Below are 20,192 nucleotides of genomic sequence, written 5' to 3' on the forward strand. Positions count from 1 at the left end.
AGGGAAACACCCATAAAAAAAGGAGTGCTTACACTCCTTTTTTTATTCCTTAATCGGACTTTTTCACCACCCCGGGCAAGCTGTTCAATTGCTGCTGCAAGTAATTGCCGGTGCTGTTCATATTAGCCACCAGCAAGTCCATGGCATTGTACTGCCGGAATAAACGACTTTCTAACGAGGTCATCTTGTCCTGGAAGCGCTCGTACTCGTCGTCAAGCTTATCCAGTTGCGCTTCACGGCCATCGATACGCTGCTGCATAATGTCATCAAAATTACCCAGCACCTTGGTCAGGTCATTGGCAAAGCCGGACTCTCCATCGACACCAATAAAGAAATTCTGCACCCGCTGTGGGTCGGCCTCAAGCTGATCGTTAAGGGTGTCGCTGTCCAGCGTCAGCTTGCCGCTGCGTTCGGTGCGCACACCCAATTCGCCCAGCAAGATGGTTTCGCCATTGCCGGTGTCGTAGCCATTGCTAAACATGGAACGAATTTGATTCAGGGAACTGCGCAGTAAGGAATCGCCCACCAAGGGGCCACTGCCATTTTCGCCATCGGCCTTACCTAACTGATTGGCCAAATCGACCAGGGCGTTAAATTTCTCGATGAAGGTATTGAGGCCAACGCTCACATTACTGTTGTTCTCGCGCACCTTAAGCTGACTGATATCGTCATCGACGCCATGGGCTTTCTTTACCTCGATGTCGATACCGTCGATCACCCCATTAAACTCATTGGTACTGCTTGTGGCGACAATGGTACCGTCGATGGTGATCGACGCATCCTGCGCGGCAACCGTTTGCGTCAGGTTCTGTGCAAAGGTCGGTGAGCTTGCATCCGCATCATAGGCAAAACGCGATAAGCCATTGGCATCGAGGCCATTGCCATCGCCGCTGTCATCGACGGTCACGGTAATGGCGTTTTCCACACCGCTTTCCTTGCTCGACAGCACCAGGTGCTGACCACTGGCATCGGTGATGATGGTCGCGGTCACGGCGCCGTTGTCCTCGGCGTCGTTGATCTTGTCACGCAGTGCCTCAAGGTTGTCACCGGCGGCAACATCAACGGCAAAGGTATTGCCGCCCGAGGCAAAGGTCAGTGTCCCCTCGCCCACATCTTCATCGGCGGCCAAGGCGCCGGACATCAGCTTTTGTGACTGCGCCAGGGCGTTCACCTTAACCGAATAGCTGCCAAGGGCGGCGTCTTTATCCGAACTGACAGAAACAAAGTCGTCACCGCCGGAAATACGGCGCTGTTGATATTTATCGATATCGGCCAAGGACTCCATGGCCGTTGCCAGCTCCTCCATCGCCCCCTTGAGCGCGCCAATGGCGGAGATATCCGTGGTGAAGTTGGCCTGTTGTCTGGCCATGCGCTGCTCAAAGGGCACCTTTTCCGCATTAACTATGGCAGAAACTATGTCGTTAATCTGAACACCGGATCCTATACCGGTAAATGAAATCGCCATACTGGCCCCCTTTCGCTTGGCACTACACTTGTGAATCGATAAATATGCCTGGGGCTTGCGCCAGGCGACCTACCACATCCAATACTTCTTGTGACGGATACTGCTTCACCAGCTCACCGCTGTTCTTATCAATAACCTGGATCACGTCACGCCCCGACTCTTCATGAACATAAAATTCGAGGCTCTTATTCATTTCGCTGACAAATGTCTGCAATTGCTGCGCCACTTTTTCTAACTGCTGTGAGGTCAAAGCTTCGGTGGCCAATAAAGTTTCCGGCTCTTCACTCTGAGATTGTGGCTGCGTATTAACAATGGGCTCAGGTGAGGCATTAAGCTGTTTGATGGCCTGGGCGAGTGCAAAGTCCAGCTTGTTATCCATGTTGACCCTGTCCATACATCCTCCTAGCAGTTATTGTTCTTGGTAATGCTATGAAAGCTTAGTTAAAACGCAAAAAGGAAGGGCCAACCGACACCTTCCTTTGTGCTTAGCTGTTGCCGTTTGCGCCCTTAGCCAAGTAGGCTCAATGCAGCTTGTGGCAACTGGTTAGACTGAGCCAAGATAGACGTACCTGCTTGTTGCAAGATTTGGTTCTTGGTCAGAATCGCCGTTTCCGAAGCAAAGTCGGTGTCCTGAATACGGCTGCGTGATGCAGATACGTTTTCAGACACGTTCGATAGGTTCGAGATAGTGTGACCGAAACGGTTTTGCACCGCACCCAGGTCAGCACGCTGAGCATCGATTTGCCCAGGGCCGCATCGATGGTGTTCAGCGCAGATTGTGCACCTGTGCTGTCGGTACCTGAGATATCGATGTCTTCAACAGTTGTTAAAGTACTGCCCGATGCACCGAGGAACTCAAGCTCGTTTGCGGTGCCATCGTTAGAAATACCGATAGTATTCGGTGAAGACAGCTCAACGCGTGATGTTTTAGAGGTATCGGCCGTTGCAGCGGCAACACCGTCAAACGTTAGACCGCCAGCAGGCGTACCCACAGTTTCTGCAATGGCTTCGATACCGTCAACGTCGGTCGCTGAAAGCGTGATGCTCTGAGCGTCTGCATCGAATACGGCGTTATAACCGTCGGCGGTCATGTCTTCTGCTAGACGCGCCATGTCGCCACCGTAAGAACCCAGGTCGTATGAGTCTTCACCTATGTTGATAGTGGCATTGTCGGCACTGGTGATACCGGCGATAACTACGTCTAATTTAGCAGTCGCGGTTACACCCGCGGCAGCGTCGTTGATTGAGTCGGCAATACCGGTAGCACCGTCGTTAGCACCTATGGTTACAGTTTTACCATTTACGTTGATATCACCGGCAGTCACCGCACTGTTGGTAGCCAGGTCACCGGCAGCAGCGGTAATACCTAGTACGGTACCCGCGCCTTTGATTTCATTGGCACCGATGGCATCGGCCGACATGTTGCCTAATGATACGTTGATGGTTTCATTGGCGTTGGCACCTACCTGGAATTGCTTGGTACCGAAAGAGCCGTCAAGTAGGCTGGTGCCACCGAATTTAGTGGTTTCGGCGATACGCGTTAATTCTTGTTGTAGTGAGCTTACTTCTTTTTGTAGCGCTGCACGGTCGTCGGCACTGTTTGAACCGTTAGCAGATTGAAGCGCTAGGTCACGCATACGCTGTAGGATGTTAGCAGACTCCTGCATCGCACCTTCTGCGGTTTGTGCCATTGAGATACCGTCGTTGGCATTACGCTGAGCAACACCCAGACCATTGATTTGCGAGGTTAGACGGTTAGCGATTTGTAGACCCGCAGCATCGTCTTTGGCGCTGTTGATACGCAGACCAGAAGACAAACGTTGCATTGACGTTTGTAGATCTGAGCTAGACTTGCCTAGGTTACGCTGGGCGTTTAACGAGGTGGTATTGGTATTTACTGATAAAGCCATGTTCAAACTCCTGATTACTGTCGTAATTCTTTAAGTCGTATTCACCAAGAGCCATCAACATTATTCTTGTTCCAGCTCCGTTCTGATTAGGTTAACGGCCGGCCAAAAAATAACTTTAACAATTTTTTTGAAAAATAATTAAACCCATATTTTTCATATAGATAAACGTAAAAAACCGCGGATAACCGCGGTTTTAATACCAAAGGACGGGAAAAAATTAGCCGCCCAAGAGACTGATTGCCGCCTGCGGCAACTGGTTCGCCTGCGACAGAATCGAGGTACCGGCCTGTTGCAGGATCTGGTTTTTAGTCAGGTTCGCCGTCTCTACGGCAAAATCGGTATCCTGAATACGACTGCGTGAGGCGGACACGTTTTCCGATACATTGGCCAGGTTAGAGATGGTGTGACCAAAACGGTTTTGCACCGCACCCAGGCTAGCACGCTGCGAGTCGATTTGCGCCAGAGCCGCGTCAATGGTCTTGATCGCATCTTGGGCGCCTGCAGAGGTCGAGCCGCTGATATCTATGCTCTCTACCGAGGTCAGTGCCGAAGTACCGCCTGCGGCAATCACGCCAGAGCCAAACAATTCATTGGCCGTGTTACCTGAAATACCGATTTTATCCGCCGAGCCCAGCTCCAAAGTTGAAGCCACGGCCGCAGAGCCGTTAGATGGAGCCGTCACACCGCCTAAATTAAATGCCACACCAGCTTTGGTATCGGTCGAGCTAATACCGTTTACACCGGTCGCCTTAAGGGTAATTTCGCCATTACCGCCGTTACCGTCGGCATCGAAAATAGCATCATAGCCATCGGCCAGCATATCTTCCGCCAGACGCTCCATATCGCCGCCATAGGTGGCCAGATCATAGGTATCCGGACCAATAGTCAACACCGCAGTCGCACCGGAAATACCACTGATGGTGGTTTCCAATACGGCTTCCGCATTTACGCCAATGCCCGCCTGGTTAATGGTTTCGGCGATATCCGCCGCACCTTCACCACTGGCCACGGCAATGTCGGTGCCGTTAATATTCAAGGTGTCGGCCGTCACCGTCGCCAATAGGCTGGCAAGATCGCCCGCCGCAGTCTCGGTGCCTAAGACGGTACCGGCGCCGGTAATTTCATGGATGCCGATGGCATCGGCCGAGGTATTACCCAGGCTCACATTAATGGTTTCATTGGCGTTGGCGCCTACCTGAAACTGTTTAGTGCCAAACGAGCCGTCTAATAGACTGGTGGTACCGAACTTGGTGGTTTCGGCGATACGGGTTAATTCTTGTTGTAGTGCCGCAACTTCTTTTTGCAGGGCCTTGCGGTCATCAGCGCTGTTGGAACCGTTCGCCGACTGCAAAGACAGGTCTCGCATACGCTGCAAAATATTGGCCGATTCCTGCATCGCCCCTTCGGCGGTTTGGGCCATGGAAATACCATCGTTAGCGTTACGCTGGGCCACGGTCAAGCCGTTGATCTGCGATGTCAGACGGTTGGCGATTTGCAGACCGGCGGCATCGTCTTTGGCGCTGTTAATACGTAGGCCCGATGACAGGCGCTGCATTGAGGTTTCCAGCGCTTGACCAGATTTTGATAGGTTTCGCTGGCCGTTGAGCGACGCAACGTTCGTATTTACACTTAAAGCCATTTTACCATCTCCTAAGAGGTTTACCGTGGTTCTTACAAGTAAGGCGAACCACTTGGGATATTATTTCCTTAAACTTTATACACACACCGTGCCAAAATTTCTTTTTTATTAAAAATCAAATAGATATTATTAAAAATAAAAATCAAACAACCGATAACCAGCGCTTATTGTCAGCTTCTTGCCGCTCATTTTGCCGGGTGGCAAAAACCGGGTTGCCGAAAATAAAAAAGGGCCCTCTTGGCCCTCTTTATTTCTAGTTGGCGGCAAAGGCCGATAGGGTCTTAACCGATATAATCAAACAGTGACAGCTTAGCCAGACGGCCAAAGGTGGCCTGAGAGGCTTGCAAGGCGGTCTCATGTTGCGTCAATTCACTGATGGCTGCGGCCATATCCACTTCCACCAGGTTAGAGCGCGCCGCCTGGTTATTGATCTCGCGGGCGCTATTGCTGTCTTGTACTCGCTCCAGGGCATTCATACGAGCGCCCAGGGTCGCCTGGGTGTAAACCACTTTTTCCGACGCATTGCGCAAACCGACATTGGCATCGGCGAGATTATGGTGATATTGCTCATTGGTCAGCGAGCCATCTTCGAGGGTGTTGATCAGATCACCCAGGGTGTTTAAGACATTTTTCTTTTGTGGTGCCTCCAGGGTCACGCTGGCCGTGGTTTCGCCCTCATTGAGGCTGATGTTGAGACCGTTGAAGTCTATGATCTCACCGCTGTAATCGCCGCTTTGCAACACGGTGCCCGTGCTGTCGACTATTTCGTATTGCTCGATGGTGGTACCCGGCGCCGGCGGCAGCACATTGATGGTAAAGCTGTTGTTGGCCGCAGTAACGTCATCATAGTTGGCCTGATGGAAAGCATCGAAGGCCCCCTGATCGGCAATCACGGCAATACCTGTGCCTAAATCGGTATCGGCGATATTCAATCGTGCCGCGACCTTCTCAAAGGAGGTAAAGCCATTGTCGCTGGAATTGATTTTAACGTTATTGGCTATGGTAATTTGATGCTGGCCCTGATCGCCCTGATACACATATTCGCCACCGACACTGTCAAACTTGTACGCCTGACTGGCGTCCTGGTAGCCGGAAAACAGGAATTTGCCGTCTTCCGTTTGTGTATTCATCAGCTCGTATAAGGTTTTTTGCAGCTCTTTCAGCTCGCTGGCCAGGGCTTTTTTATCCTGCTCGTTTAGGGCACCGTTACCGGCACGCACCGCCAACTCCTCTGCGTATTGAATGGTGGTGTTGATGTTTTGCAGCACGCTTTCCTGGGTGTTTAAGCGACTGCTGAGCATATTGATGTTTTTCTGGTGCTGCTCATTAATTTGTATTTTATCGCCCAACAACATGGCCTGAGCATAATCACTGGGCGCCTGAGACGCACTGCTGTATTTCTCGCCGGTGGCCACCTGGTTTTGCGCCTGCAATACATCCGATTGCTTACGCAGTAACTGATTCAGGCTGTTTTGATAAAACATATTATTTGATAGACGCATAGCAGTTACCTCGCAGAGCTAAGCAGGGTGTCAAAAACGGTTTGGGCGGTTTGCAAAATGCGCGCCGAGGCCGAGTAACTTTGTTGGAAGCGCAATAAATTGGCGGCTTCTTCATCGAGGTTGACCCCGGACAGCGACTCGTACCAGGCATTAGATTGGGCTTCTAGAGCACTAAAGGCACCAAAGCTGGTTTGCGCCTGGGCGGTGACCATGCCGATGTCGCTCACCGTACCGGCATAGGCCTGGTTAAAGGTTTTGCCATTGCTGCCATCGTTTTGCGCATTCACGCTTTGTCGCACCAGATTCTGGTTTTGCAAATCCGCCAGGGCTTGGCCATTACGGTTATCATCAAAACCCTGGTCATTAAATTCGACGCTAAAGCTGTCTCCTACCTCAGGCGTGCCCTTAATATCAAAATCAAAGCCATAGGCATCAAAAGGCGCCCCGGCCTGAGCGAGAATACTGTCTTTAGGGTCGCTCAAGGTAAAGGTCACCGAATTGGCACTGTCGGACAGGGTATATTGATCCGGCTCTGCCACCTTGGTCAGGGTCAGCTCGCCATTGGCGAGACTCGGTGGCGGTCCGGATAGGAAGCCGGTACCAATACTGGTTACCGAGCCGGCGCTAATGCTGGCCTCGGAGTTATTATTAATATTCGTTTCGGTGCGTATGGGCGAGGCCAGAGCCAGGTCTTCTCCCTGGTCGGTGGCCAGGGTCAGCTGGCTGGCCGCGGCACTATTGAGCTTGATATCGACCTTATCGCCAATCGCGCCCAGGGTACTGACATTAATTTGCAGGCCGAAGGAATCATTGCCACCAAAGTCCACATCGCCATTGGCGGCTATGGTGGCCGCCGATGCGGTGCCTATGGCATTGCCGGAAGCGTCTATGGGTTGCACCAGAACATCGTTGGCACCGGGACCGGTAAACTCAAGGCGAAAATCACTGGCGGGAATATTGGTGCCCTGCCCCGGCGCCAAAGTGGCACTGAGTTCGGCGTTGCTGTTGCCATGGGCCAGACCGGCAACGCTTGGCAGGGTGAAGAGATCGCCCCCAAGCTCACCATTGCCCGCCATACCCAGGGCGTTTTGCTGGTTAAAGGCATCGGCAAAGGACAAGGCCATTTGCCCAAGCTGGGTTTGCGCCGGAATAAGGATCTCATCACGATAGGCCAGCACCCCGCCAATTTCACCCTTCAAGGTATTAGGGTCAATATCGATGGCGATGGCTTTGCCATCTTGCACGTCGAGCTTCAGCTCCATCTTGCTGGGATCCGGGTCTCCCTGCAAAGAGAACATATTAAAGGTGCCGTTTTCCATCACCAGGGACTCACCCGTGCTCATAAACACCAGCTTCTCGCCATGAGGGCCATCGGTGGTTTCGATATTCACCAAGGCCGAAAGCTCCTTGATCGCCAGATCCCGTTCATTATAAAGATTGCTGGCGCTGGCCTGAGTATCGCTGCCATGCACGGCGGTGATCTTGCTGTTAAGCTCACTGATTTTTTCAATCAAGCCATTGGCCTCTTCACTTAAGCCGTAAAGCTGCTCATTGACCGCCTGCTGTTGCTCGCTCAGCGCCCCCGACAGGGTATGGAGCTGATCGACAAAGCCCTGGGCATTACTGAAGAACAAGGACCGGGTGGTGCTATTCGCCGGCTGGTTCAACGCCTCTTGCAGGTTATTAAAAACATTATTAATTTGCGTCGATAAGCTGGTCGATTCCTCGGAGAACATGGTATCCACACGTCCCGCGTCGGCGGTAAAGCGCTCGAAAAAGGCGCGGTTTGAGGTATCGCGATTAAGCTGCTGCTGGGCAAATTCATTAAGCAGGCGATAGGTTTCACCGCGGCCAATTTGGTTGTCTATGGTGCCGCCGTGCTCGGTGCGCTCACGCACATAACCGGCGGTATTCACATTCGCTATATTCTTACTGGCGGTATTGAGCAGCTCGGTGCTGGCACGGATGCCAGAGCTGGCAATATTAAGTAAGTTAAAAGACATACCTTAGTCTCCAATGCCTGGTAGCGAGCCTACCAGGGCCTTTAATTCGGGTTGAGCAAGAACGCGCTTCACTTTAGTGGCATAGTTGGGATCGGTGGCATAACCGGCCGCACTGATGGCATCGATAAAGGCGGCGGGCTTATCGGCCACCGCCAGCGCCTGTTGATATCTGGGATTGCTTTGTAAAAACGAAACAAAGTCGTCAAAACTTTGTTGCAAGGAGCCATACATGCGAAACGGCTCATTGCGCTTCACCGCGACGCCTTGCTCGTACTCCACCGTGGTTTTAGAGATGCTGGCCCCTTGCCAGTCACGGTGGGCCTTGATGTTAAAGAGGTTATTGGAACTCTCGCCGTTAGCTGATTGAATGATGTGCTTACCCCAACCGGTTTCCAAAGCCGCCTGGGCCACCATTACCCCGGGATGTACGCCAATTTTTGCCGCCGCCTGGCGGGCAAATTGCCACACGCCCTCGATAAAGTCCTGTGCCCCCTGGAAGTTTGGCGTCTCTGTCGTAGCTTCGGCTGTGGTCTTGGTCTTTACCTCGGCCTCAACCTTGGGATTGGCGGGTTCTGCCTGCACCTGAGTGTCTGCGCCTTTAACCGAGCGAGCACTTGCCATCTGCGGCATACGCAGTATCTCGGCGGGAACATATTTGCCCTGCTCTGGCGACAGCTGCTGCACTATGATGTCCGCCAAGCCTAAGGAACCGTTTTTCGACAGCTCGCTGGATAACTGCTGGTCGTGCATGTCCTGAAAATATTTGACGCTGCTGGCATTAAAGGGACTGTTTTCATCCTCAAAGGCGGCATTGGCCTGACGCATGCTTTTTAACAGCATTTGCGTAAAGATTGACTCAAACTGTTGCGCCGCCTGCTTCAGTGCCGCGCGCTCACCCTCACTGCCTTTAGGCTGCTTGAGGGCATCCTGACGCAGCCTGTCCAGACTGGTTAGGTCAAATACACTTTGCTGTTGTAGTTGATTGGCATCCATTGTGCTGACGAGATTAAAACCATGTGAGCAATTAATGCTGCTGACTATGCAATTTGTATACCAACAGCCATTAAAAAGCCCGCAATAACGGCGGGCTTTTTAATCAGTAGATCAATTACCTGGAATTAAATCACCACCAACTGACCATTAATGGCGCCGGCTTCTTTAAGCGCCTCTAAAATCGCCATTAGATCGCCAGGAGCCGCGCCCACCTCATTTATGGCTCGCACCAGGTCATCCAGGCTCACGCCGGGGTCGAATACAAAGGCGCGCGAGTCGTCTTGCTGAACATCGATAATGCTTTGATTGGTAACCACGGTCTGACCGCCAGCCAGGGCATTGGGCTGCGACACCTGGGCATTCTCGGCGATGGTCACGGTAAGACCACCATGGGTAATGGCCGCCGGCTGCAACTTGACGTTTTTGCCTATCACTATGGTGCCGGTGCGCGAATTGACTATGATTTTCGCGGCATTGTCGGCGGGCTCAAACTCGAGGTTTTCCAAGGTGGATAAATAGGCAACCCGTTGCGCCATGTCCCGCGGCGCTAACACCCGCACCGAGGCGGCATCCATGGCCGTGGCGGTATCATCACCGAGCAAATTATTAATGGTATCGGACAGGCGTTTTGCGGTGGTGAAATCCGGGCGATTGAGGTTAAAGGTAATAAAGTCGCCTTGTGCAAAGGGGCTGGGTATGGCCCGCTCCACCGTGGCGCCATTGGCAATGCGTCCCACCGTTGGGGTATTGATCACTACCTGGCTGCCATCTAGGCCCTCGGCGCCGAGACCACCGACGACCAGGCTGCCCTGCGCCAGGGCATACACATTCCCGTCGATACCCTTTAAGAAGGTTTGCAACAGGGTACCGCCACGCAGGCTTTTAGCGCTGCCGATGGAAGACACGGTTACATCCATGGTTTGCCCCGGCTTCATAAAGGCCGGCATATCCGCATGCACGGCAACGGCGGCAACGTTTTTAATCTTGGGCTGCAAATTGGCCGGCAAAGTAATGCCGAAACTATTGAGCATGGCCTTAAAACTTTGCTGGGTATAGCGGTTCTTCTCACCGGTGCCGGGAAGACCCACCACCAGACCATAACCCACCAATTGGTTGCTTCGTACGCCCTCGACCATGGCCACATCCTTGATGCGCTCGGCCTGAGCCGGCAGGCTTGCCAAAGTTACGAGTGTGGCGATGATGACGCTAAACCATTGCATATTGATACTCCTTAAAACGGAAAGAACGAGCCCATAAAGAAGCGCGACAGCCAACCGGCACTTTGCGCTTCCTGCATGTCGCCCTTACCCGAATACTGAATGCGGGCATTGGCAATGCGGCTGCTTTCCACCGTATTTTGGGCGCTGACATCGGTCGGGCGCACTATGCCCTCTAGGCGAATAAACTCCTGACCGGTGTTTAAGGTGAGCCATTTTTCACCGCGGATCACCAGATTGCCGTTGGGCAACACCCGCATCACGTTAACCGAGATATTGCCGGCTAAGCTGTTCGATTGATTCGACTTGGCATCGCCGGTAAAGGCTGCGTTGGATTTTACTCCCAGCTCTATGCTGTCGCCGCCGATATTCACCGGGTTGCCACCAAGACCAATAACCGGGTCCAGACCCACTTCGGTTTCCTTATCGGTTTCGGTTTTCGCCGTTTTTGACGCCTGGGTCGACTCGCGCAGCACCACGGTAATGATGTCACCGGTACGCAATGCCTTTTGATCCGCATACAGATCATTGGCCAACACAGGGTTAAACAAGCCCCCATTATTGTTGATGTTTTGCGGCGCCTGCTGCGGATACATGGGGGCGTAATAGGGATCATCCGCTACCACGGTGGCATTTTGCGTCGTTTCGCAACCGCTTAATGCCAGGGTAGCCGACACACCGGCCGCCAACCATAAAGACCTAGTCATCATAATGCTGCCTTAGAGTTGCTGGTTAATGTAGCTCAACATCTGGTCCACGGACGAAATCACCTTGGAGTTCATCTCATACACGCGCTGGGTTTCAATCAGGTTCACCAGCTCCTCGGTGACATTCACGTTAGAGGTTTCCAGTGCCCCTTGAACTATGATGCCAAGGCCATCGACACCCGGGTTACCCTGCACCGGCGCGCCACTGACGGCGGTTTCGGTATAGAGGTTTTGACCCATGGGTTCCAAACCGGATGGGTTGATAAAGTCACTGATCACCAGCTGGCCGATCACCACGTTATCCGCCTGACCGGCAATGCGCACCGAGACCTCACCGTCTTGCGAGATGGTCAGTGATTGAGCATCGTCGGGCACATTCATTTCCGGTTGCACCGGGAAGCCGGCACCACTGGTGACGATACGGCCGTCTTCATCCGTGGTGAATTGGCCGTTACGGCTGTAGGCAATATTGCCATCGGGCAGTAATACCTCGAAAAAACCCTGGCCCTGGATCATCCAGTCCATGGAGTTTTCGGTGCTCAGCATATTACCCTGAGAAAAGTTCTTTTGGTTTGCTACCACCTTGGCACCGGCGCCAAGCATCAGGCCCGAAGGCATTTCCGTGTCCTGGGACGAACGCCCGCCCGGTTGATTAATATTCTGATAGAGCAGGTCTTCAAAAATGGCGCGGCTCTTTTTGTATCCCACCGTACTCGCGTTGGCGAGGTTGTTGGAAATCACCGAAATATCGGTTTGTTGGGCATCAAGCCCGGTTTTACTGATCCACAATGCTGGGTTCATATTATTAACTCCTCGCTAAGGCTAAACGATGCGCAGCAATGATTCGGCGCGCTGATCATTTTCTTCGGCGGTTTTCATTAGCTTGACTTGTAATTCGAATTGGCGTTGATGGCTGATCATGTCCACCATTTCATGGACCGGATTGACGTTGGATGTTTCCAACGCTCCGGGGATAATGGAAACCTCGGCGGAAACGTCAATGTTTTGACCTTCGCGGGCACGAAACAGGCCATCATTGCCTTTTTCGACCTGGCGACCGCTGGCCTGCACTATTTTCAGCCTGTCCACTTCCTCTAGAAAGTTGGCCGGCGCGCCCTGGGGGCGAACCTGTATGGTGCCATCCTTACTAAAGCTGACTTTTTCTATGGGTAGAGGCAGAATAATCGGGCCGCCCTCGCCCACCACCTGGCGACCTTCACGGTCCACCAGCAGGCCTTCTTGAGTAACGCTCAGCGAGCCGGCCTTGGTGTAGGCCTCATTACCGGCATCATCGAGTACAGTCAACCAGCCCTGCTCGCTCATGGCGATATCCAGATCGCGTCCGGTAGCGGAAATGCCGCCGGCACTGGTGTTGGTTCCTGCACGCTCCTGCAAGGCGAAGACCCGGGTCGGCAAACCTTCACCAAAGGCCTGCATTGACCGCGCTTGAGCAATATCGGCTTTAAACCCCGTGGTATTGGCATTGGCCAGGTTATTACTCTTAACCGCCATACCCAACAGGCTTTGTTTGGCGCCGGAAGTTGCTATATACAGCATTTTATCCATTGGCTTGCTCCCACAATTCTTAACTAGAGTAGGAAAAGCAAGATTAATACCAACAATGACGACAAAATAAGGACACAAAAAAGGCCACGTAAACGTGGCCTTAATAATCTCAACTATCCTTAACGGATCTGCAGGATATTCTGCTGCAATGTTGAGTTCACTTCCAGCGCCCGCGAGTTGGCCTGGAAGTTACGCTGTGCGGTGATCAGGTCCACCAACTCATTGGTCAGGTTAGTGTTTGACTGCTCGAGCGCCGAGGAGTTAATGGTGCCCAGTGTGCCCGTGCCCGGCTCACCGGCGATCGGCTCACCGGATTCAATACTTTCTTTCCAGCCGGTGTTGCCCACCTGCTGCAAACCCTGTGAGTTCGGGAAGCGCACCATGGCGACCTGACCCAGGAAAGTGGAGTCGCCATTACTGTACGACGCCACAACCTTGCCGTCGGTGCCAATATCGATGCCCGCAAGACGACCTACGGTTGAGCCATCTTGTTCCAGGGCTTTAACCTCAAAACGGCTGGCATACTGAGTCGGCACTTTGTTGGCGGTATTACCTTCATCGCGCCAGTTCAGCTCCACGCCCGAATCCGGGAAGGTGGCGCCATTATCTAACAGGGTCGACAAACCGGTGCCCGGTCCCGCCGGCAGTGTAACCTCATCAAAGGTGCTTGGAGTCACATTCGGGTTGCCATTGGTGGTCGCCGGCAGACCGCTGGAATCAAAGCCAAATTCAACCAAAGGCGTAAATGGCGAGGCTGGCTGCTCGGCCCCCGTGCCCGGGTCAATGACCTTGCCATCCATAGTGGCGTAGACTTCCCACTCGTTAGGCGCCGTGGCCGGATCTTTTTTCACGAAAAAATACTGCAGAATATGCGGCTCACCCAGTGAGTCATACACAGTTGTCGAAGTCGATGAGTTATAGGTGGCGCGATCGGTCGGCTCAAATACCAGGCCTGGGGCATCGGCGGTGGCATCCAGGTTAAAGGATGAATACACGTTTTGCGTGGCGCGCGGTGAACCGGATGCATCGGGGATCTGGATCGGGTTAGCGGTGCTTAGGCTAACCGATGAGGTATCGCCTGAACTGGGGTCAACCGGGAAGCTTTGCAAGAAGTTACCCTTGGCATCGACCATAAAGTTATCGTCGTTGAGCTTAAAGGCACCGGCACGGGTATAGGTCATGTCTTGCGACGCCAGGCTGTCGGTCATGGCAAAGTAGCCGTCACCGGTGATCGCCAAATCCAGGGCGTTATTGGTAAATTTAAGTGAGCCCTGGTGGAACTGCTGCGCCACCATGGTGGTTTGCACACCGTCACCGCTTTTGGTTTTACCGGCACTGAATACCGAAGCCGCATACACATCGGCAAATTCGGCACGAGACTCTTTAAAGCCCGTGGTATTGACGTTGGCAATGTTGTTCGCGGTAACGTCCAAGTCTTTCTGGGCTGCAGCAAGCCCGGTTAATGCGATATTGAAACTCATGTTCCACCTCTTCGATTAGTGCCAAACGGCGCAAGCTATTACACAGAAATTTCCGCTACCTCGGATAGTCGCACCGCGCCCTCTTTGGTATTGACGATAATTCCATTTGCGCCATTGATATTGACGCTCTCGATATTCTTAAAGGTTGCCAGGGGCAAGGCGTTAAATTCGCCATTGATGCTGCCCTCGGCGACAATTTGATACTCGCCCGGCGGGAACGGCTGACCATCGGCATCAAGGCCGTCCCACTCAAAGCGGATAGCACCGGCGCTTTGGGCACCGAGATCAACGGTATCTATGATTTGTCCGCTGCTATCTTTAATGGTCAGGGTCAGGTTATCCACCGTCTCCGGTGCCAATACCGTGCCCTTACTCACTTCACCGCTGTTAAGCTCTATGGTGTCCGACTCCAACAGTGCCTTCTTCCCTACCAAAGTGGACGCCTGCAAGGCGGAGTTAGAGGTCATGGATGCCGCCAAGGACGAAAAGTTTTCGTTAAGCTTGGAGATCCCTTCGGCCATGGTGAAGCTGGTCATCTGCGCAATCATCTGGTCGTTGTCCGCCGGTTTACTCGGGTCCTGATAAGACAATTGCTGAGTCAGCAAGCTGAAAAAATCTTCTTGCGTTAACTCATCATTTTTTTCCTCTGTCTTGGGCTGGTTGTCGTTCCAATATAACGAGCCTAATCCCGAGGTTGATTGCACATTATTGCTCATGCTCTATCCTCAATTTACCCGCGACCAAGCTGCAATGTTTTGGTGAGCATTTGCTTGGCTGAATCGGCGATTTGCACATTGGTCTGATAGGAGCGCGAGGCAGAAATCATATTGGCCATCTCTTCCACCACATTGACATTGGGTTTGTAGATATAGCCTTTATCATCCGCCATGGGGTGATTGGGGTTGTACTCGACTTGCAATGGCTTATCGCTTTGCACCACGCCCAAGACCTTCACGCCTACAGACTCACCATGCTCTTTGCCCAGGGCTTGCTGCAATTGCGCGGCAAACACGGGCTGGCGAGCACGGTAGGTTTGTTCCACAGAGGAGCTCACCGAGTTGGCATTTGCAAGGTTACTGGCGGTGGTGTTTAGGCGCACGTTCTGTGCACTCATCGCCGAGCCGGCAACATCAAAAACGTTAAATAAACTCATGGTTATGCTCCTTGACCGCCTAGCGCTTTCTTAAGACCTAAAATCTTGCCGGTCATAAAACTTAGGCTGGCCTGATACTCTATGGCATTCTGGGTATACAAATTCCGTTCCACCTGTACATCAACAGAGTTCCCATCACCTGTATCTGTTTGATTTGGAACGCGAAATTTAGTTACCCCCGAGTTCATTTTTGTGCCTGCATGCAGGTGATCCGGGTGGGTGGTGGTGAGCCGGTTGCCGCTTAGCTGCCCACTTTTTGCCGCTTTTAGGGCGGTGGCAAAATCGATATCTTTGGCCTTGTATCCCGGGGTGTCTGCATTGGCAATATTCGACGCCAGGAGCTCGGCGCGTTGCGAACGTATAAGCATCGCCTGGGGGTGTATCCCAAACGCTTTATCAAAGCTGATAGCCATAGCCTCTCCAAATTTTTGACTGTGGAAAGGGCTACAGCAATTCTTATACCATAGATTTTAACCGTATGTTTTTATGTGTTTTTTTGGTAGATGATACCGGGATTGCAACGCAGCATGGTGAAGTCGTTACTGAGCCCTGTCATGGACTCACTGGCGCCGAGCAGAAGGTAACCGCCAGGATTCAAGGCCTGGGCAAACTGAGCTATGATCTTTGCCTTCACCTCGGGAGCGAAGTAAATCAGCACATTACGGCAAAAGATAATGTCGAACTTGCCCAGTAAGGCATAGGAGTCGAGCAGATTGAGGTGGCGAAAACTGACCATACGCTTGATGTTGTCGTTGACCCGAGCCATGCCGTTCTCGCAGTCGGTAAAAAACTTACGGCGGCGCTCGGCACTGAGCCCACGGGCCAAGGCCAGGGCGTCATACTCGCCCTTTTTACACATCTCCAGCATGCTGTTGGAGATATCGGTGCCGACGATTTGCACATTGCCGCTCAGCGCCCCGGGGCGACTTTGTTGGTATTCGGCCAGGGTCATGGCAATAGAGTACGGCTCCTGACCGGAGGAGCTGGCCGCCGACCATATCTTTAACGGTCGCGCCAGGCCTTTAAACTCGGGTAACAGCCGGTTCTTCAGTAATTCGAACGGATATTGATCGCGAAACCACAAGGTTTCGTTGGTGGTCATGGCGTCCACCACGGCGGCACGAAGTTGCCGCTCATGCACACTTAAGGTTTTTTGCACCAGCTGCGACAGGGTGTCGACGCCAAAGCGCGTCATCAATGGAGCCAGCCGGCTTTTAACCAGATACTGTTTGCTGTCGCCGAGCACAATGCCACATTGTTGCTCTAAAAATGCACGAAACTGATTATATTCGTTAAGCGGTAAGTGCTTATTTTCCAATCTATGACTCACTTAGTGGTGATTAACCAGGATGGGCAACACCGACCTTAGTCGTTGTGCACCCATTTTTTTACCGCACTCGCCAATTCGTCAGGGTTAAATTTAGCGATAAAGTCATCGGCGCCAACCTTCTCAATCATGGCGCGATTGAACACACCACTGAGGGAGGTATGCAATATCACATGCATGGGCGCGAGTTTGGGGTCCGCTTTTACTTCGGCGGTCAGGGTATAGCCATCCATTTCCGGCATTTCCACATCGGAGATCAACAGCGCCACTCGTTCGGTAATGGTATTTTGGCAATCAAGCTCGGCGATTTCCTTTAAACGCACAAGCGCTTCTTTACCATTTTTAGCCAGCTCGGTTTGTACCCCGAGCGGCTCGAGCGCGCGCTTTACCTGGTTGCGCGCCACCGCAGAATCATCGGCGATAAAAACGATACGCTCGCCAATATCCCGCTGCATTTCACCGTCGTCGGCAATGCCCTGACTGACCTCTGTGTTGACGGGACTTATCTCGGCGAGGATCTTCTCTACATCGAGGATCTCAACGAGTTCCTTGTCTATCTCGGTGACGGCGGTCAAATAGGAATAACGGCCGGCTCCGGACGGCGGCGGCATGATGTTTTCCCAGTTCATGTTGACGATGCGCTCGACACCACCGACCAAAAAGCCCTGCACCGTGCGGTTGTACTCGGCGATAATGACAAAACAATCCTGGGTATCGGTGATCGCCGGGCCGCCCACGGCCATCGACAGGTCAATGACGGAAATGGTTTGCCCGCGAATATGGGCAACGCCACGAATATAGGGGTTACTCTTGGGCATTTTAGTCAGTGCTGGACACTGTAGTACTTCGCGTACCTTAAACACATTGATGCCGAAGCGCTGGCGTCCCTTGAGTTTAAATAACAAGAGTTCGAGGCGATTTTGACCCACCAGCTGGGTGCGTTGATTGACAGAATCTAAAATGCCAGCCATCGGGGCCCTCCTAGCATTGACTAAAAACTACAGATTTGCGCGAGTATGCGCCAGATAGGAACGCTTTTTGCTTCGAGCTAACCAAGTCAGCATAATTACGTTTGCGCGTCTGCTATTTGACGCTTCGTAGTTATACCCTGTTTTGTGCAATAAGCATAGTCGAAAGGCCCTCAGTATGTTCAAAAAAATAATATTTATTCATGGCTTCTGGCTGCTGAATGCTCTATTTCTAATTCCTTTTTCCGAGGCGCAAACAAACCAAAACAAGGACTACAGCCGCGAGCGTCTACAAGCCTTGGCTGAGCAACATATTATCGCCTTAGCCCAGATAAAACCGCAGCAGGAGCTCCAGGTACAGGCCATCGAACTGGATGCGCGCATCGCTTCGCGCTCCTGCGCCCAACCCCCGGAGCTGTCCACCGCCAGCGAGCCCCCCTTTAACCGTCAGGTGACGGTGCAACTTAAATGCCCAGAGCCGGCTCTGTGGACTCAATACGTGCATGTGCGTATCGATAAGCTCTCACCCATAGTGGTGGCCAACAGCCATATTGCCCGGGGCCAGATTATTGCCGCTACGGATGTCAGCACCGAGTTAAGACCACAACATTTTGTCCGTGCCCGCTACGTTGAAAGCCCGGATGTGGTTATTGGCAGTCGCAGCAAACGTACTATCCGCCAAGGCCTACCCATTAACCTCAATCAGTTGTGCATGGTATGTAAGGGAGATAGCGTGACCATAGTCGCCAAGGTCAACGGTTTGACCATAAAAACTTCGGGCGAGGCCTTAGAGGACGGAGGCCTGGGGGAGAATATCCGCGTTCGTAACCGCAAATCCGGGCGCTTGATCAGTGCCCAGGTCACCGCGGTTGAAACCGTTGCAGTGAATATATAAATTATATGCTAAAGTAATGGCGTAAATGGCCGATAAAATATCCAAAGGTCAGTTTAGCTCAGGTACGAAGACATGGTTAATCAAGTAAATAAGAGCCAGCAAGGCGCGGTCTATAATAACCCGCAACATAAAATCGAGCAGCAAAAATCGGCGCAATCTCAGGCCACTGGCGCTGCCACTAAGGCCGATGTCAAAGCCGCGAGCGATTCTGTGAGTCTCACTCCACAGGCACGACAAATGCGCTCATTACAAGAAAAGGCAGAACGTTCTTCGGGATTCGATGAACAAAAAGTTGCCGAACTGAAAAAAGCCATTGCCGCCGGCAAATACCAGATCGACAGCGAAAAGTTGGCGAAAAATATCGCTGCATTCGAGTTTGATGTGTATGGCTGATTCGGCGCTCACCCTGGCTCTGAAACAACAGCAAAACAGCCTCAACGAGCTGCTCGCCTTACTTAAGGACGAGCTTACCGCCATCGCTGGGCGCAGCGGCACCGAATTAAAAACCATTACCCCAGCCAAAGCTCAGGCTCTGACCCAGATTCAAAAACAAGATCAACATATTGCCCAGCTCCTGGCCCACCAAAGCGAGCGCGATGAGCAAGACCAGCAATTGATCGACAGCGCCCGGGAACTACTTACCCAGTGCCAACAGCAAAACCAGATCAATGCCCATGCCGCCCACCAGGCACAACTGAGCGTTAAACAGCTCAAGGATATACTGATCGGCGCGCCGAGCTCCATTACCTATGCCGCCGACGGCGCCATTGACCGCAGCGACAATAAACTGGTGCGTAACCTTAAAGCCTAACCAGCCGTCTTAGTAATAGCTGACCTTTTTTATCTTACGTGGCTTGGTCTCACTTATGTAAAGATCGTAAACACGCTTCATATCCAGTTCCAGCTCGGTGGCATAACTGTCACCAACCACATAGCTGCTCATTACCTTGGCACCACGGATCACCCCTTGCACTTTGGCCTCTAGCTGATCGTTACTGGCAACGGCTTGCGCCAGCTCGGTATGGGCACTGAGTTGCTGACCATATACCTGCTCTGCCAGTTCACGATAGGCCTCTATCTTAGATGCCTTCATTGCCATCAGGGATTTTTGCTCGGCTGTTTCGCCTGGTTGCGGCGCTATGGGCGCATACCCCACCGCCTTTAAAACAGGGTAGCTATCCGGTTGTTCAATGGCGTACTCAACGTGCTTATCATACATCGAGCTACAGCCTGCAGCGCCGATCACCAACCCTAGAATTATGCCCACTTGACGCAGCATCTCGCTCTCCACTTCCACTATTTAATGTGATTGCCATAGTATGCATAAAAAATGCCAAAAAAGAGTGGGCGAGATTAACCTGGTATG

General features: G+C 52.4%; 20 protein-coding genes and 3 pseudogenes. 3 read left to right on the plus strand and 20 right to left on the minus strand.

The features are described 5' to 3' along the window. Positions 1 to 49 precede the first annotated feature (49 nt). The 19 genes and pseudogenes from fliD to C2M29_RS14965 form a co-directional block, all read right to left on the minus strand. Positions 50 to 1,465 carry a flagellar filament capping protein FliD gene (gene fliD / locus C2M29_RS14885; protein ID WP_105190535.1) on the minus strand — a complete coding sequence of 472 codons (1,416 nt, stop codon included), beginning with the start codon at positions 1,463 to 1,465 and terminating at the stop codon, positions 50 to 52. Positions 1,466 to 1,487: 22 nt separating this feature from the next. Then, positions 1,488 to 1,859 carry a flagellar protein FlaG gene (locus C2M29_RS14890; protein ID WP_105190536.1) on the minus strand — a complete coding sequence of 124 codons (372 nt, stop codon included), beginning with the start codon at positions 1,857 to 1,859 and terminating at the stop codon, positions 1,488 to 1,490. A gap of 113 nt (positions 1,860 to 1,972) precedes the next feature. Then, positions 1,973 to 2,203, minus strand: a pseudogene (locus tag C2M29_RS16900) (flagellin); the annotation flags it as partial. An 809-nt stretch (positions 2,204 to 3,012) separates the two neighbouring features. Next, a pseudogene (locus C2M29_RS16905) lies at positions 3,013 to 3,375 on the minus strand (flagellin N-terminal helical domain-containing protein); the annotation flags it as partial. A gap of 217 nt (positions 3,376 to 3,592) precedes the next feature. Then, a complete protein-coding gene (locus C2M29_RS16910) occupies positions 3,593 to 4,216 on the minus strand; it encodes a flagellin (RefSeq protein ID WP_442792575.1) in 624 nt (207 codons plus the stop codon). A gap of 387 nt (positions 4,217 to 4,603) precedes the next feature. Continuing rightward, a pseudogene (locus C2M29_RS16915) lies at positions 4,604 to 5,014 on the minus strand (flagellin N-terminal helical domain-containing protein); the annotation flags it as partial. A 281-nt stretch (positions 5,015 to 5,295) separates the two neighbouring features. Beyond that, complete coding sequence (flgL, locus tag C2M29_RS14905) at positions 5,296 to 6,516, minus strand: flagellar hook-associated protein FlgL (protein WP_105190538.1); 1,221 nt, start codon at positions 6,514 to 6,516, stop codon at positions 5,296 to 5,298. A 5-nt stretch (positions 6,517 to 6,521) separates the two neighbouring features. Further along, entirely contained in the window at positions 6,522 to 8,519 is a 1,998-nt protein-coding gene (flgK, locus tag C2M29_RS14910; RefSeq protein ID WP_105190539.1) for a flagellar hook-associated protein FlgK, read from the minus strand. Positions 8,520 to 8,522: 3 nt separating this feature from the next. Beyond that, positions 8,523 to 9,512 carry a flagellar assembly peptidoglycan hydrolase FlgJ gene (gene flgJ / locus C2M29_RS14915; protein WP_105190540.1) on the minus strand — a complete coding sequence of 330 codons (990 nt, stop codon included), beginning with the start codon at positions 9,510 to 9,512 and terminating at the stop codon, positions 8,523 to 8,525. Positions 9,513 to 9,637: 125 nt separating this feature from the next. Further along, positions 9,638 to 10,732: a flagellar basal body P-ring protein FlgI gene (locus C2M29_RS14920; protein ID WP_105190541.1), complete on the minus strand. Its 1,095-nt coding sequence runs from the start codon at positions 10,730 to 10,732 to the stop codon at positions 9,638 to 9,640. 11 nt (positions 10,733 to 10,743) lie between these two features. After that, positions 10,744 to 11,436, minus strand: a complete 693-nt coding sequence (flgH, locus tag C2M29_RS14925) for a flagellar basal body L-ring protein FlgH (RefSeq protein WP_105190686.1) — start codon at positions 11,434 to 11,436, stop codon at positions 10,744 to 10,746. Positions 11,437 to 11,448: 12 nt separating this feature from the next. Then, positions 11,449 to 12,237: a flagellar basal-body rod protein FlgG gene (gene flgG / locus C2M29_RS14930; RefSeq protein WP_105190542.1), complete on the minus strand. Its 789-nt coding sequence runs from the start codon at positions 12,235 to 12,237 to the stop codon at positions 11,449 to 11,451. A 21-nt stretch (positions 12,238 to 12,258) separates the two neighbouring features. Beyond that, positions 12,259 to 13,002 (minus strand): flagellar basal body rod protein FlgF, encoded by a 744-nt coding sequence (locus C2M29_RS14935; RefSeq protein WP_105190543.1) that lies wholly within the window; start codon positions 13,000 to 13,002, stop codon positions 12,259 to 12,261. A gap of 119 nt (positions 13,003 to 13,121) precedes the next feature. Further along, positions 13,122 to 14,483: a flagellar hook protein FlgE gene (gene flgE, locus C2M29_RS14940; protein ID WP_105190544.1), complete on the minus strand. Its 1,362-nt coding sequence runs from the start codon at positions 14,481 to 14,483 to the stop codon at positions 13,122 to 13,124. Positions 14,484 to 14,521: 38 nt separating this feature from the next. Further along, entirely contained in the window at positions 14,522 to 15,199 is a 678-nt protein-coding gene (locus tag C2M29_RS14945) for a flagellar hook assembly protein FlgD (RefSeq protein WP_105190545.1), read from the minus strand. A gap of 14 nt (positions 15,200 to 15,213) precedes the next feature. Then, a complete protein-coding gene (gene flgC / locus C2M29_RS14950; RefSeq protein ID WP_105190546.1) occupies positions 15,214 to 15,636 on the minus strand; it encodes a flagellar basal body rod protein FlgC in 423 nt (140 codons plus the stop codon). A 2-nt stretch (positions 15,637 to 15,638) separates the two neighbouring features. Next, entirely contained in the window at positions 15,639 to 16,049 is a 411-nt protein-coding gene (gene flgB / locus C2M29_RS14955; protein WP_105190547.1) for a flagellar basal body rod protein FlgB, read from the minus strand. Between the two features lie 71 nt (positions 16,050 to 16,120). Continuing rightward, on the minus strand, positions 16,121 to 16,954 hold the full coding sequence (locus C2M29_RS14960; RefSeq protein WP_105190548.1) for a CheR family methyltransferase: 834 nt from the start codon (positions 16,952 to 16,954) through the stop codon (positions 16,121 to 16,123). Positions 16,955 to 17,001: 47 nt separating this feature from the next. Beyond that, positions 17,002 to 17,934, minus strand: a complete 933-nt coding sequence (locus C2M29_RS14965) for a chemotaxis protein (RefSeq protein ID WP_105190549.1) — start codon at positions 17,932 to 17,934, stop codon at positions 17,002 to 17,004. 175 nt (positions 17,935 to 18,109) lie between these two features. Here C2M29_RS14965 and flgA point away from each other — a divergent pair, with 175 nt between their 5' ends. The 3 genes from flgA (at position 18,110) to flgN (ending at position 19,637) form a co-directional block, all read left to right on the plus strand. Next, the gene (gene flgA, locus C2M29_RS14970; protein WP_105190550.1) at positions 18,110 to 18,826 is read left to right on the plus strand and encodes a flagellar basal body P-ring formation chaperone FlgA; all 717 of its coding nucleotides are present in this window, start codon (positions 18,110 to 18,112) and stop codon (positions 18,824 to 18,826) included. Between the two features lie 72 nt (positions 18,827 to 18,898). Further along, positions 18,899 to 19,219, plus strand: a complete 321-nt coding sequence (gene flgM / locus C2M29_RS14975) for a flagellar biosynthesis anti-sigma factor FlgM (RefSeq protein WP_105190551.1) — start codon at positions 18,899 to 18,901, stop codon at positions 19,217 to 19,219. Beyond that, entirely contained in the window at positions 19,212 to 19,637 is a 426-nt protein-coding gene (flgN, locus tag C2M29_RS14980) for a flagellar export chaperone FlgN (protein ID WP_105190552.1), read from the plus strand. The genes flgM and flgN overlap by 8 nt, the downstream gene beginning before the upstream one ends. A gap of 9 nt (positions 19,638 to 19,646) precedes the next feature. Here flgN and C2M29_RS14985 read toward each other — a convergent pair whose 3' ends face one another. Then, positions 19,647 to 20,105: an LPP20 family lipoprotein gene (locus C2M29_RS14985; RefSeq protein ID WP_105190553.1), complete on the minus strand. Its 459-nt coding sequence runs from the start codon at positions 20,103 to 20,105 to the stop codon at positions 19,647 to 19,649. Positions 20,106 to 20,192 lie beyond the last annotated feature (87 nt).

It is taken from the genome of Pseudoalteromonas sp. T1lg48 (genome assembly GCF_002964785.1).
Lineage (GTDB): Bacteria > Pseudomonadota > Gammaproteobacteria > Enterobacterales > Alteromonadaceae > Pseudoalteromonas.